The sequence below is a fragment of the Candidatus Margulisiibacteriota bacterium genome (genome assembly GCA_031268855.1).
GTDB lineage: Bacteria > Margulisbacteria > Termititenacia > Termititenacales > Termititenacaceae > Termititenax.
In genome coordinates this window covers 1-13248 of the sequence record JAIRWS010000059.1, presented here as the reverse complement: position 1 = coordinate 13248, position 13248 = coordinate 1, and the positions used below count along the sequence as shown (strand labels likewise).

The following is a 13248-nucleotide window of genomic DNA, read 5'->3' as shown; positions in this document are numbered from 1 at the left end:
ATTGTGCCGCTGTCCATGCTGGAGTTTTTAAAGCCGACATAGAGCGAACCGGCGTCGGGATCATAGGGCGAGGGATACGGCAAAATTTCCTTGATCTCCAGAGTCCCGCCGGAAAGCAGTGTGTATCTGATAATAGTTTCTGGTATATTATCATCGTTGATATTTACTGTATTGACCGGCGCGATGCGCAAAACACCAGCAGTTCCGGCGCTGAGCACTGAAAAATTTCTGGCTGGCAGGAAAATGACTGGACCTTCTGGCAGCAAAAACCAATCCGTGTACTTGTCTAATCGAACGCCATTTTGAGAAATCTCAAAATCATAATTGAGATGCGCTTCCATTTCAGCGTTTAAAGATATGGTCAGGCTGGAATTCAGCGGTATTTCGTCGCCGTTCACAAAAGGGTTAACGCTGACATCCGCATTGGCAAAATTGACGCCGCCCGGCAAAATATACTTCGGCCACAGCGAAGCGGGGCGTGAGGAGCCAGAACCATTGGCCTGTAAAGTAACATAACCCGCTATGCTGGGTAGCGGCACGGTGCCGCCGCCTAGCCCGGCAGCGGCCGAACGAAAATACCCAGTATTATCGTAATAAGCGTGATAACTGGCTGGCGGCGCAGCTGGATCGTTATACATGTAGGCATTATTTTCAGTATAAACATTGTAAATGACCTGCGCGTCAACATAGACCGGTCCACTGGTCTTGAGATTGGACGCGGTGACATTAAAAGTAACCACCAGAGGTATGTTATAGATTAAATTTACATTTAAAGTGTTACCGAAAAGGCTTTCCACGGTCCAGGTAAATTCATGACTGATATCCTGGCGCTCCGTCGAGGGCGAATTAAAATCGCTGCCGCTGTAAAAAACCGGACGCGTACTCTCCTGGTTGCCGGAAGGCTGGAAAAAAACTTCCATAGACCGCCCTACCACGCCAGGCGGCAAATCAACCCGCTCATATTCATTATAAATAGGCACATACACTTTAAAACTCTGTCCGGGTCCGATAGAGCTAATATCATTATCCTGTTCATCGGTAACACGCAGGGGTCCGATCAAAGCGCGGTTAGGATACATACTGACATAGGCCGGTCCGGGCGGCGCGGCCGGGCTCCAAAATGAAGCATTGGCATTTGAATTTCTAGAATTGGAGGAAACCGAGATGCCCGTGACCTGCGCTTGCGCGGACATATTGATGCTGACCTGCACGCCGACATCGTAAACCACATAATATTGATTGTCTCCGCGCACCAAAGTTTGATTGCGAAAAACGGCTTTGGTGGTGTCGATAACTTCGCCCTCACCGGTCAGAGTGGGCGTCTGCTGGCCGGAGTTGACCGGCGGATATTTATAAAGCAGGAGGCGTCTGATCCCATTATCAAAACGCTGCCGGAAAGTGCCGCCGCCGTTGGTTATTTCGATAGCTACATTGTTGATCGTCGCCCCTGTATCCGGCACAGAATAGGAAAAATCGATCATCTTGATACCGCGCTGTCCGGCCACCACGGTAGTAGGCGCGTTGACCAGCGCGGTCGAGGAGATCAGCCAGGCGTCAGCCAGTCTGCCGGTAATCGTAATACTATTGCCAGTAGGCTGCGCAAGAGAAGAATTTTCACCGCTACTCAAAACACCGCCGGCGCCGAGTAATTGACAGGTTAAAGTTTGACCCGCGGGAAAACCCGGGCCAAGCTCGTATAAAACATAAAAAATCCTTTCCGAATACCGCGTATTCGGCACACCGTTAGACACGTTGTAAGCCGATAAAGTGATCGTCTGATTGAACGGCAAATAGATGTCTTCTTTCGTGTTACCGTTATAAGGAAGCACACCGGTGTCGCAAACGATCGTTTCTCTATCCATTCCAGAATAATCTCCGTCGCCGTCATCCGCCAGCAAAACGATCCGCTGCACATGGTCTCCCCGGTTCTGCTCACTCGTGGCAAAATTGGAGGCGCTGCCCAGATTAATGCTTTTAACCCCGACATCCGAAGACTCGGCGCGCAGAGTGAACTGCATGATAGAAGCAATAACGCCCGGCGGCACGCCAGAGGAAGTCCCCGGCAGCATGTTTTTCAGACTACCCGGCTTGTAGACCAAGCCATTGGCTTTGATCTCAATATCATGAATAGTTCCGTCACTTACCTGCACCGCCTCATTGTTTCCTTCTTGAATGGTATCGATTTTGGCATTGACAACAACCTTCGTGCCGCCAGTCAAGGAATATTTAGCCGTCGGCGAGATTTTGTAGCGAACAGCATAATCGGTCGTCGTCGCAGAGTTAGCAAATTGGATCCAATACGCAGAGCCTCCATCGATAGAACGGCCGGTGCCCACCGGCATTCCTCCGCTGCCATCAGGCATAACGCCAGAGCGCAATTCTACCTGCTCAATGCCGTCGTCGCTAAACGGCAGATCAGACGCGTAAGCATTCGATAAACGGATATACACCGGACTGGCGTTGCCGTGGACACTGAAAGCTTTTACCGTAACCCATTCACCGATAAAAGCCTCGCTCGGCGGCACAAAAGTATTGTTGATGAGCAAAGGCGGATCATTAAGAGCAGACCACAGCACCGCGAGCTGCAAGACCAGCCCCAAAACCAATAGTCCCGGAAGACGTTTAGTGGACAAAATGAAATTTCCCCTTTCCCCTGCTAATATAAATTATATATTATTAAAATCAAACTAACAATCAAGGCGTCATGATATAATATCGGCAAAGGCGGCGGATAACTTGCGTAAACTGGGAATTTTTTTAGCGTTTATTTTGAGCGGCGTTTTAGCCGAGATAGACGTGATCGCCGAGCTGGGCGCCACGCATGTCGATCTGCTGCGCCAAAAAGGCGCGCCTAACGCGATACTGCCGGTGCGTCAGGGACGGCCGGACGACGACGACGTGGCATTCGTTTACGGCGATAGTTATTTTTATCTGTATAACAATCATTTTTACCGCGCCTTTTTTTCCCCCAGGCACCGCGGTGAAATTTACAAGGGCTTAAAGATCGGCGACAGCAAAGGCGAATTGACCAAACTCTGGGGCAATAAATACGATCTGGAAAAAGACGGTCTGATCTGGCAGAAAGACGGCTATATCATCGTGGCCAGAGTCACCACGGAAAACCTGCTGGAATCGATCTGGTTTATTAAGGATGTGAATTAAAAATGAATTTTGCTCCTTTAAGTTTCTGGCATTTCCGGCCGAAAATCGGCCTCGCGTTGGGCGGCGGCAGTATGCGCGGTCTGGCCAATGTCGGCATTTTAAAAGGGCTGGAAAAACACGGTATTCCGATCCACTGTATCTCCGGCACCAGCGCCGGCGCGATAGCCGCCGCCCTCTATGCCGCCGGCAAGACCGCGGTGGAAATAGAGGAAATCGTTCTGGAACTCGATTGGTTTAAGATCGCCAGCGTGAGCCTGACCGGTCAGGGCATGCTCAATCCCGCCAAACTGCAAAAATATTTAGCCGCTGTTCTGCCGGTCAAAACTTTCGGCGAAACCAGGATCCCGCTGCACATCTCGGCCAGCGATCTGCTGACCGCGCGGGAGTATGTGTTTGAGCAGCCTGACGAGGAAATTGCTTTTGCCACAGCGGCCAGCTGCTCGATACCCGGAGTTTTTTCGCCGAGCGAATACCGCGGCCGTTATCTGGTCGACGGCTGTCTGGTCAATAATCTTCCGCTGAGCACGCTGGCCGCGCACCGCCCGACCGCCTGCCTCGGCGTAAATGTCATACCGCGCGGCGCCATGCCGGAAAAACCGCGCAATGTTTTTCAGATCTTCTCGCGCAGCTACGATATTTACGAATTGAGCAATTTCGCGCGTTACCAAAAATACAAACCGCTACTGCTGGAGCCGCTGCCAGAATACATCAAGCCCGAACTCAAGACCGGCAAAGATTTTTACCGCAAACTGATCCAGGCCGGCGAACAAGAAATAGAAAAACAACTGCCGCGGCTGAAAAAACTCGCCCACCTAAAATGAGCCATACGCCAGTTTTGCTTCAGGAAATCCTGACGGGTTTAAATTTACAGGCCGGACAGACTATCGTGGACTGCACTTTCGGCGGCGGCGGACACGCGGCGGCCATCGCCCGGCAAGTCCGGCAAGTGCTCGCTTTTGACCAGGATCCCAACGTGCCAAATTACGCCGCGGATATTCTGGCGGCCAATCCCAATATTAAACTGATCTCCGGCAATTTTTCCCGTCTGGCCACGGATCTCACCACGCCGGTCGATGGTTGCGTTTTTGATCTGGGTGTTTCGTCTTTTCAGCTAGACCGGCCGGAGCGCGGTTTCAGCTGGCGGCAGGACTGCGCGCTGGATATGCGCATGGATACGCGGCAGGCTCTGACCGCGGAAGAGATCGTCAATCATTATCCGGAAAAAGAGCTGGCAGACCTCATTTACAATTACGGCGAGGAAAAACATTCCCGGCGCATTGCCAAAAATATTCTGGCCGCGCGGCAAAAAAAACGGATCACGACCAGCGCGCAGTTAAAAGCCCTGATCCTGCGCGGCGTTTTCGGCAGCTACACCGCCAAAAACGCCGCGCTGGCGCGCGTTTTTCAAGCCCTGCGCATAGCGGTCAACGGCGAGCTGGATATTCTAGCCGGCGCCCTGACCAGCGCGGCGGATTTATTGAAAACGGGCGGACGCCTGGCGGTCATTTCTTTTCATTCACTGGAAGACCGCATCGTCAAAACTGTTTTCAAAGACTTGCAGAAAAAAAATACTTTCACTATCTTGACGAAAAAACCGTTGCGGCCGGGCGCGGCCGAGCGGCAAGACAATCCGCGCGCCCGCTCCGCCAAGCTGCGTCTCGGAGAAAAAAAATGAACGAGCAAAATCTAAACCGCCTGCTGGTTTTGCTGGCCGCGGTTTTCGTTTGTTTATCGGCGGCACTGCTGCACAAACAAATACCGCTGCTCAAACTGCAGCAGCAGGTGACCGCGCTGGAAAATCAAGTCCAGCTGCTGCAATACGAAAACGAGCGGCTGCAAATCGAGCTGGCGCGACACACCGGACTGGAATATCTCGACGCGCAGGCCGCGCGGCTGGGCTTGAGCCGTCCGCGGCAGATCCGTTTTATCCAAAAGACAAGTCTTCAAACGGCGGAGTAATTTATGGTCAAATTTGAGCGTTTGCGCGGCGTTAGTTTATTTTTAGCTTTGCTTTTTTTGCTGGTAGTCGGCCGGCTTTTTTATCTGCAGGTCTGGAAACATCAAGACTATCAGGCCATGTCGCAGGAGCAACTCCGGCAAGAGGACAAACAGCCGGCCAAACGCGGCAGCATCACCGACCGCAACGGCATTTTGCTGGCCGCCACAGTCGCCGCTAAAACCGCCAATCTTGACAGCACGCAAATTCCAGACCCGCAGGCCACCGCCGCGCAAATAGCGGCCGCGCTGGATCTAAAACCCGACGCCGTTTACGAAAAAATCAAAAAGCAGCGTCATTTTCCGCTCAAACGCTGGATCAGCGCGGCGGAAGAAAATAAATTAAAAGCGCTGAACATCCGTGGTGTGCATTTTACCGACGATCAGCGGCGCGTTTACCTGCGCGGCAATCTGGCCGCCCATGTTTTAGGTTTCGTCAATTTTGACGACCAAGGCGCGGCCGGTCTGGAATATTCGCTGGACAGATACCTGCAGGGCATACCGGGCAAACTGCTTTTTGAAAAAGATGTGCGCGGCCAGGAACTGTACCTCAGCAACCGCATTGTGGTCGAGCCGCGCGACGGCGATAATATCCAGCTGACCATTGACGAGTTTTTGCAGTACATTTCGCGCAAATATCTAGCCGCCGCGCTGCAGGAAACCCGCGCGGACAGTGGCAGCGCGCTTATCATGGACACGCGCAGCGGCCAGATCCTGGCTCTGGTCTCGCTGCCGGATTATGACCCCAATCAATATTTTAAATATTCGGCTGACAATCTGCGCAACAACGCCGCAGGCTTCAACTACGAACCCGGCTCGGTTTTCAAAATAATCACCGTCGCCGCCGCGCTGGAGCTGGGGCTGGCCACGCCGAACACCACTTTTATTAACGGCAATGTTTTCGAGCACGCCAGCCGCCAGATCCGCGAATCGCATCCGCTCAAAGACCCCGACCGGCCGCGCTACCTCAAGGACATCCTGATCGAATCGCTCAATATTACTTCGGCTAAACTGGCTCTGGCCATCGGCAAAAATAAAATGCACGAAATCATGCACCGCTTCCGGCTCGATCAGCGCACCGGAATTTTGCCCGGCGAGGAAGCCGGTCTGCTAGCGCCGCTGGACAAAGTCGACGCGCACAGCGCGGCAGTCTACGGCTTTGGCCAGGCTTTTTCAGTAACCCCGCTGCAAATGCTTGCCGCGGTCAATGTTATTGCCAACGACGGCGTGTACGTCAAGCCGAGCCTTGTGCAAAAAATCTACGACAACAATGGCGATGTGCTCAAGGATTTTACACTGCGTCCTGAAAAACAAAGGGTCATCTCGCCGCAGACCGCGCGCGCGATCCGTCTGATGCTGCAGGAAGCCGTGCAAAAAGGCACGGGCACGCTGGCCGGGATCCCCGGCTACTCGATCGGCGGCAAGACCGGCACTTCGCAAAAGGCGCGGCCGCACGGCGGCGGTTATTACGCCAACGACTACATCAGCTCTTTTTGCGGATTGGTGCCGGGCTTAAAACCCCAGCTGACGATACTGGTGGTCATTGATAATCCGCGCAACCGCCAGCATCAAGGCGGCTACGTCGCCGCACCGGTTTTCCGCGAGATCGCGCGGGAAGCGGCGCGTTATCTGGCTATACCGGAAGACCTGTAAAGTTTTAGCGGTTAATTTTGCGCAGCAAGTAGAGCAGTATTCCCGCCGCCACGGCCGCGTTGAGCGACTCAGCTTTATTTTTACAGATCGGCAGAGAAACTTTTTGCGAGGCGCGGCGCAAAATCTCCGCGGCTAAACCCTGCCCTTCGCTGCCGATCGCCAGAACAAAACCGCCGCCGATGGTCAGGCTCTCCGGCGCCGCGCCGTCCAGGTCTGCCGCGATAATATTGCCTGTTAATTCCGTGATCTCCGCCGCCAGCAGATCTAGCGTAAAAACCGCGCCCATTGAAGCGCGCACTACTTTGGGCGCAAAAACATCGACGCAGCCTTTGTTGTAGATCAGGCCGTCCAGACCAAAAGCCGCGGCTGTGCGGATGATCGTGCCCAGATTGCCCGGATCCTGCAGCCGATCAAGAAAAATATATCTTTTTTTTTCGCTGTATTTGGCCGGCGCGGGTCTGGCGCAGACAGCCAGCAAGCCCTGCGGATTTTCTGTCTCGGACAGAGCATTAAAAATATTTTTAGCGATGTAGCGGTGGCGGAGTTTTTGCAGATTTTCCGGCAGGACAATATCCTCGCGCGCGTAAAGCGTCCGCACATTTTTGGCGAACTGCAAAATCTTGAAACCCTCGCAGACCAGCGCTTTTTGTTCGCGGCGGTAAACCGCGTCGTTCAGCAGTTTACGCAGATTTTTGATCTCGGGATTTTCCGGCGAAGTCAGCAGCACTTATATTTTCTCGATGAGGACTACCGCTTCCGCGGCAATGCCCTCGCCCCGTCCCGCAAAGCCCAGCCGCTCGGTGGTGGTGGCCTTGACGCCGATGCGGTCGGCTGACAGACCGAAAACCACGGCGATATTGGTCTGCATGTCCTGAAGATACGGCGCGAGTTTCGGCTCCTGACAGATAATAACGCTGTCGAGATTGACTAGTTTGTAACCGTGGCTGATGAGCAGCGCGTTGACGTTTTCCAGCAGCTCCAGACTATTGATGCCCTGATAAGCCGGGTCGCTGTCGGGAAAATGCTCGCCGATCGAGCCCAACGCCGCCGCGCCCAGCAGCGCGTCCATCACCGCGTGTAGCAGCACATCCGCGTCCGAATGTCCGTCCAAACCTCTGGCGTAAGGAATATCCACACCGCCGATGATCAATTTGCGGCCAGCGGTCAGTTGATGCACATCGTAACCGATACCAATTCTCATTAAATATATTATACTCTTTCCCATGAACAAAAAACAGCGCGGCCTGCTTATTTTAGCGGCTCTTGGTTTGGGCTGGTGGCTACTGGACAGTTTTGTTTTTTGGCAAGAGCTCAGCGAACAGCGTTACGCGCTGCACACCTGGACGGAAATAAAAGTTATCTGCCGCAGCCGCGCTCAAGGCCGCCGCGCTATTGACGCGGCTTTTGCCAGAATGCACGAGCTGGAAAAAAAATTTGACTATTTCGACCCCGACAGTGAATTAACCCAGGTCAATCAAAAAGCTTTTCGGCAGGAAATGCCGCTCAGCGCGGATCTGCACGCGCTCCTGGCTCTGGCTTTATCCGGCAGCGAAATTTCCGGCGGCGCGTTTGACATCACGGTCACGCCGCTCTCGCGCCTGTATGGCTTTGGCACGGACAAAAAACAAGCGCCGGATCAGCGGCAAATTCAAGACCAGCTGCCAGGCGTCGGCTGGCAAAACGCGCGTCTCGACAGCCAAAAACAGACCGTGCGTCTGCTCCATAACCGCACGCAGCTCGATCTGGGCGGCATCGCCAAAGGCTACGCGGTAGACGAAGCTGTCAAAGTCCTGCGGCAGAGCGGCATCCGCAGCGCGCTGGTCAACGCCGGCGGCAATATTTACGCGCTGGGACAAAACCGTGGTCAGCCCTGGCGCATCGCGGTGCGCAATCCGCGCGCGGTTACGGAAAATCTGCAGATTTTTGAACTGCGCGACGAAGCCTGCGCGACCTCCGGCGATTATGAACAGTATTTTACGGTGCACGGGCAAAGATATTCGCATATTTTTAATCCGCAGACCGGACGTCCGGCCAATCTCGAAAATAATCTGGCCAGCGTCACGGTAATTGCGGACAGCGCAGCCCGGGCCGATCTGCTCTCCACCGCCTGCTTTGTGCTGGGCGAGGAAAAGTCCGCCATTTTTCCCGAACGGAAATTTTTTTATTATTCAACCGAGATCACGCGGTAGTCTGCAAAAGTTTAGTTCAATAGTGTAAATTAATAAAATCCGTCTGGATTAACGCTTTAAATTCCGGCGTGACAGAACGCAAATCAATAATATCCACCCGAAAGGGAATATCACTTTCTTCAAAATCAAATTTCAAGGCGCACCTGGCAGAAAAATCAAAACTTTGATCACCGGAGTCGACTGCTAAATCCAGATCAGAATATTTGCGCGCAGTTCCTCTAGCTCTAGAACCAAAGGCATATACTTTTTCCCCATTAGTAAAATGATTTCTTAAAATTCCGCTCACCATTTCCCGCACGTCTTCACGCAAACCAAGAACAGACATTTTATTTAGGCATCCTTTCTTTCAATTTTCCCAGTAAAAACCGCGCCTCTGTCAAAAAACTCTCAATAATCGTAATAACCTCTACAGCCATTGTTTCATTATATGTATGCACAGTTATGTTGCGTCTTTCCCGAAATTCTTTCCATTTTTCCAACTCGCAGGCCAAAAGTCCCCGCTCACTGCACAGCCGAATAATATTCTGAAAACTTAGCTCCGATATCGTTTCAGAACTAGGCTCCGTTAATTCCAAATAACGTTTCAACATTTTAAAAGCCAGCTCATAAGTATATTCAAATCTGTGAATAACAGAATCCCGCACAATTACATTATCTGTATTTTTAGCATACTCTGACCAGATAATGCCCAATGTCGCTATAGCTTTTTCAAATGAGGTTAAGTCTAATAATGCCATAAAACTCCAGCTTTCTGCTCAAATTATAACACACTCTAAAACGGGATAAACAGAATATCCTGCCGCCGCGCACAGGCGCCATATTGTCCGGGATTAAAAAGTTATTTCTCCGTCAGCGCTTTCAGCTGCTCTTCCACAATTTTGAATTTCTCCGCGCAGGTTTTTTCTTTTTCTTTTTCTTTTTCGATGACTTCCGGCGGCGCTTTTTCGATAAAACTTTTATTGGCCAATTTATTTTTGACGCGGTTGATCTCCGCCTGATATTTGTTTTTTTCTTTTTCCAGGCGGGCAATCTCCGCCCGCAGATCAATGAGATTGTCCAGCGGCACAAAAACTTCCGCGCCGCCGATCACCGCATGCGAGGCATTGCGCGGTTTGGCGGCCAGTTTGCCCACCAGATCAATTTTTTCCACGCCGGCCAGCTGCTGAATATACGGCTTCGCTTCGGTCAGCGCTTCCGCCGCGGCTGGATCACGGCAGAGAATGATCAGATCCGCTTTTTTCGCCGGCGCCACATTCATCTCCGCGCGGATATTACGCACCGCGCGGATCAGCTCTATCACGGCGGCCATTTTTTTCTCCCGCGCCGGATTGAGCAGCGTTTTATCCGCCTGCGGCCAGCTCGCGCTGATCACCTTGCCGGCATTGCCGAGTTTGGCCCAGATCTCCTCGGTGATAAAAGGCGTCACTGGATGCAGCAGGCGCAAAATGCCGTTAAAGACCGTCAAAAAAGTTTCCTTGTGCAGGCCCAGCTTGGACATTTCGATATACCAATCGCAAAACTCATTCCAAACAAAATCATACAAGCCCAGCGCCATATCGCCAAAATAAAAATTACGCAGGTCGGAATCGGTCTTTTGAATGACCTGCTGATAGCGGGAAAGGATCCACTCGTCGGCCAGCGATTTTTCCGCGCTGAATTTATTGTCCGCCAGCTTCAGCAGGACAAAACGCGCGACATTCCAGATCTTATTCATGAAATTGCGGCTGGCCAAAACTTTGGGCGCGGCAAGTTTCAGGTCCTGCCCGCCGGACGTCACCATCGACGCCAGCGTGAACCGCAGCGCGTCCGCGCCGTATGCTTTGATCAATTCCACCGGATCGACGGCGTTGCCTGTGGATTTGCTCATTTTTTTGCCGTGCTCATCGCGGATCAAGCCGTGGATCACCACTTTGTGAAACGGAACTTCTTTTTTGAATTCCAGCCCCAGCGTGATCATACGCGAAACCCAAAAAGTGATGATATCGTAGCCGGTCACCAGCAGCGCGGTCGGGTAATATGTTTTCAGATCGGCTGTGTCGTCCGGCCAGCCCAGCGTGGAGAAAGGCCAGAGCGCCGAGCTGAACCAGGTGTCCAGCACATCCGGGTCTTGAGTTAATTTATCCGAACCGCATTTGGGGCAGGTCTGCGGATCTTCCTTAGCGCAGATGACCTCGCCACATTCGCAGTACCAAACCGGAATACGATGCCCCCACCAGATCTGGCGCGAGATGCACCATTCGCGGATGTTTTCCATCCAGTCAAAATAAACTTTGCTCCAGCGTTCAGGATAAAATTTGATCCGGCCAGAACGCACAGCCTCGACAGCTGGCGCGGCAAGTTTGGGCATGTCCACGAACCACTGCGGCGAGAGATACGGCTCGATAATATCGTGACAGCGGTAACAGCGGCTGATCTTATTTTTATAATCCTGCACGGAGTCCAGCAGGCCTTTTTCTTCCAGATCGGTCAGCGCCAGCTCGCGGGCTTTGAAGCGTTCCAGCCCTTTGTAGCGCAACGGCACATTTTCATTGAGCAGTCCGGAAGTATCCATGATCTCCAGCGCCGGCAGTTTGTGGCGTTTGCCGACTTCGTAGTCATTCACGTCGTGCGCCGGAGTGATCTTGACCGCGCCCGTGCCAAAACCGCGGTCAACATATTCATCGGCGATGATCGGGATTTTTTTATCAGTCAAGGGCAGCAGGACTTCTTTGCCGATCAGATCCTGATAACGCTCATCTTCGGGATGCACAGCCACGGCCGCGTCGCCGAATAAAGTTTCCGGACGCGTTGTCGCCACCACCAGATATTTTTTGGGATTTTCCGCCAATTGATAGCGCAAATGCCAGAGCTTGCCGGCGTTTTCCTCATACTCCACCTCGACATCCGACAGCGCGGTATGGCAGCGCGGGCACCAGTTAATAATGCGCGGGCCTTTGAAGATCAAGCCCTTTTTGTATAACTCGACAAAAACTTCCCGCACCGCGCGTGAACAGCCCTCGTCCATAGTAAAACGCTCATGCCGCCAATCACAGGACGCGCCCAGCAAACGCAGCTGGCTGGTGATCCGGCTGCCGTATTCTTCTTTCCAGCGCCAGACTTCAGCGACAAATTTCTCGCGGCCAAGGTCGTGGCGCGTCAGGCTGTCCCCAGCCAATTTTTTCTCCACTACATTCTGCGTGGCAATACCCGCATGATCCGTGCCGGGCACCCAGAGCACATTGCCGCCCAGCATACGGCGCCAGCGCACCAAAATATCCGGCAAAGTGTCGTCCAGCGCGTGCCCCATGTGCAGGGCGCCGGTCACATTAGGCGGCGGCATAACGATCGAGAACGGCTCGCCATCGCCTCTTGGCACAAAGTCGCCGCTTTTTTCCCAATCCGCGTAGATCCGCGCCTCGATCTCGGAAGGGTTGTAAACTTTTTCCATTTCTGACATGAGGTTAATACTAACATAAATAGTGGGAAAAACACCGAAATAGCGCATGCAAGTTTAGCTCTATTTTCATCGATATATAGGCAAGAGGGATATGCTTAAGGGGGAAGAAAGGACCTGAGTATATGCCGGCCCTGCAAAAGGTAAATGTTGAACGCGAAAAATTAAGAGCCATCGCTCAAACTCAAGCCACGCAAATGGCGCAGCTGCGGAACAGCGTTGACGCGCTGGCGTTGACCAAAGCGACTATCGAGCGTAAGGCGCAAAAACAGGGACAATCCGCCGCTGAATATCTCGGCCAAACCAGCCCGCAAGAGATCGCCAAAAACATCGAGAAATACGCGGAATCCGCCGCGGATATTGACCAGATCGCTGAACTGACCATTGTCCGCCAAAAAACTCTCGGCTCCCGTAAAAACGCCAATTTAGACCTCGGCAGACTTATGCAGCTAAAACGCCAGCAAGAATTTAAAAATAAAAGCACCGCGCAGCTGGTCGCTTATGTTTTGGCTCAAGAAAATCCGGAAACCGCCAAAGTCGCCGGACTGGCTCTGCGGGACGATCTGCTGAAAAAACCGGAGGAAAAAAACGAAACGCAAACTGAACCGGAAAAAATCCTATTTGATCCGCAGGTGCAGATCCGCAACAACGGCTCCCTGCTAAAGATCAGTCTGGTCAGCGCCGCGGAATTAGCCGCGCCGAAAAATGCCAATCTGGAACGGCTGGCCAATCTGCGCATTAAGCCGATCCAGGACCCGCTGATTTCCGCGGAGTTTGTCGCGGAAAAACTAAAAATCCGCCAGCGCGCTTGAATTG

At 52.6% G+C, this 13248-nt stretch carries 13 protein-coding genes; 7 read left to right on the top strand and 6 right to left on the bottom strand.

Translation table 11 applies throughout. From position 1 onward, the window contains the following. Positions 1-2633 (bottom strand): hypothetical protein (locus LBJ25_03770; GenBank protein ID MDR1453076.1); only part of this gene is annotated, 2633 nt, incomplete at its 3' end. Positions 2634-2736: 103 nt separating this feature from the next. On the opposite strand from LBJ25_03770, the gene LBJ25_03765 reads away from it, so the two are divergent. Genes LBJ25_03765 through LBJ25_03745 form a run of 5 tightly spaced genes read left to right on the top strand, consistent with a single transcriptional unit; the run spans position 2737 to position 6810 of the window. Next, entirely contained in the window at positions 2737-3162 is a 426-nt protein-coding gene (locus LBJ25_03765; protein ID MDR1453075.1) for a hypothetical protein, read from the top strand. A gap of 2 nt (positions 3163-3164) precedes the next feature. After that, positions 3165-3983 carry a patatin-like phospholipase family protein gene (locus LBJ25_03760; protein ID MDR1453074.1) on the top strand — a complete coding sequence of 273 codons (819 nt, stop codon included), beginning with the start codon at positions 3165-3167 and terminating at the stop codon, positions 3981-3983. Beyond that, on the top strand, positions 3980-4837 hold the full coding sequence (gene rsmH / locus LBJ25_03755) for a 16S rRNA (cytosine(1402)-N(4))-methyltransferase RsmH (GenBank protein MDR1453073.1): 858 nt from the start codon (positions 3980-3982) through the stop codon (positions 4835-4837). Before LBJ25_03760 ends, rsmH begins: the two co-directional genes overlap by 4 nt. Further along, on the top strand, positions 4834-5121 hold the full coding sequence (locus tag LBJ25_03750; GenBank protein ID MDR1453072.1) for a septum formation initiator family protein: 288 nt from the start codon (positions 4834-4836) through the stop codon (positions 5119-5121). Before rsmH ends, LBJ25_03750 begins: the two co-directional genes overlap by 4 nt. Positions 5122-5124: 3 nt before the next feature. Next, on the top strand, positions 5125-6810 hold the full coding sequence (locus LBJ25_03745; protein MDR1453071.1) for a penicillin-binding protein 2: 1686 nt from the start codon (positions 5125-5127) through the stop codon (positions 6808-6810). 4 nt (positions 6811-6814) lie between these two features. Here the strand turns inward: LBJ25_03745 and LBJ25_03740 are convergent, their stop codons facing one another. Both LBJ25_03740 and ispF read right to left on the bottom strand, forming a co-directional pair. Next, complete coding sequence (locus LBJ25_03740; GenBank protein ID MDR1453070.1) at positions 6815-7537, bottom strand: RNA methyltransferase; 723 nt, start codon at positions 7535-7537, stop codon at positions 6815-6817. Beyond that, positions 7538-8011, bottom strand: coding sequence for a 2-C-methyl-D-erythritol 2,4-cyclodiphosphate synthase (ispF, locus tag LBJ25_03735; protein MDR1453069.1), 474 nt, complete (start codon positions 8009-8011; stop codon positions 7538-7540). A gap of 22 nt (positions 8012-8033) precedes the next feature. Here ispF and LBJ25_03730 point away from each other — a divergent pair, with 22 nt between their 5' ends. Next, a complete protein-coding gene (locus LBJ25_03730; protein ID MDR1453068.1) occupies positions 8034-8999 on the top strand; it encodes an FAD:protein FMN transferase in 966 nt (321 codons plus the stop codon). Between the two features lie 16 nt (positions 9000-9015). Here LBJ25_03730 and LBJ25_03725 read toward each other — a convergent pair whose 3' ends face one another. The 3 genes from LBJ25_03725 to LBJ25_03715 all read right to left on the bottom strand — a co-directional run bounded on the left by LBJ25_03725 (position 9016) and on the right by LBJ25_03715 (position 12435). Continuing rightward, on the bottom strand, positions 9016-9309 hold the full coding sequence (locus LBJ25_03725) for a nucleotidyltransferase domain-containing protein (protein MDR1453067.1): 294 nt from the start codon (positions 9307-9309) through the stop codon (positions 9016-9018). A 16-nt stretch (positions 9310-9325) separates the two neighbouring features. Next, entirely contained in the window at positions 9326-9736 is a 411-nt protein-coding gene (locus LBJ25_03720; protein MDR1453066.1) for a nucleotidyltransferase substrate binding protein, read from the bottom strand. A 101-nt stretch (positions 9737-9837) separates the two neighbouring features. Beyond that, positions 9838-12435, bottom strand: coding sequence for a valine--tRNA ligase (locus tag LBJ25_03715; protein MDR1453065.1), 2598 nt, complete (start codon positions 12433-12435; stop codon positions 9838-9840). Between the two features lie 122 nt (positions 12436-12557). On the opposite strand from LBJ25_03715, the gene LBJ25_03710 reads away from it, so the two are divergent. Beyond that, positions 12558-13244 (top strand): hypothetical protein, encoded by a 687-nt coding sequence (locus tag LBJ25_03710; GenBank protein MDR1453064.1) that lies wholly within the window; start codon positions 12558-12560, stop codon positions 13242-13244. The last annotated feature ends 4 nt before the right edge of the window (positions 13245-13248 follow it).

Excerpts from the sequence above, each read along its gene's own strand:
- LBJ25_03745 (MDR1453071.1), top strand. The coding sequence starts at position 5,125 with ATGGTCAAATTTGAGCGTTTGCGCGGCGTTAGTTTATTTTTAGCTTTG.
- LBJ25_03760 (MDR1453074.1), top strand. The coding sequence starts at position 3,165 with ATGAATTTTGCTCCTTTAAGTTTCTGGCATTTCCGGCCGAAAATCGGC.
- LBJ25_03730 (MDR1453068.1), top strand. The coding sequence starts at position 8,034 with ATGAACAAAAAACAGCGCGGCCTGCTTATTTTAGCGGCTCTTGGTTTG.
- ispF (MDR1453069.1), bottom strand. The coding sequence starts at position 8,011 with ATGAGAATTGGTATCGGTTACGATGTGCATCAACTGACCGCTGGCCGC.
- LBJ25_03720 (MDR1453066.1), bottom strand. The coding sequence starts at position 9,736 with ATGGCATTATTAGACTTAACCTCATTTGAAAAAGCTATAGCGACATTG.
- LBJ25_03710 (MDR1453064.1), top strand. The coding sequence starts at position 12,558 with ATGCCGGCCCTGCAAAAGGTAAATGTTGAACGCGAAAAATTAAGAGCC.
- LBJ25_03715 (MDR1453065.1), bottom strand. The coding sequence starts at position 12,435 with ATGTCAGAAATGGAAAAAGTTTACAACCCTTCCGAGATCGAGGCGCGG.
- rsmH (MDR1453073.1), top strand. The coding sequence starts at position 3,980 with ATGAGCCATACGCCAGTTTTGCTTCAGGAAATCCTGACGGGTTTAAAT.
- LBJ25_03750 (MDR1453072.1), top strand. The coding sequence starts at position 4,834 with ATGAACGAGCAAAATCTAAACCGCCTGCTGGTTTTGCTGGCCGCGGTT.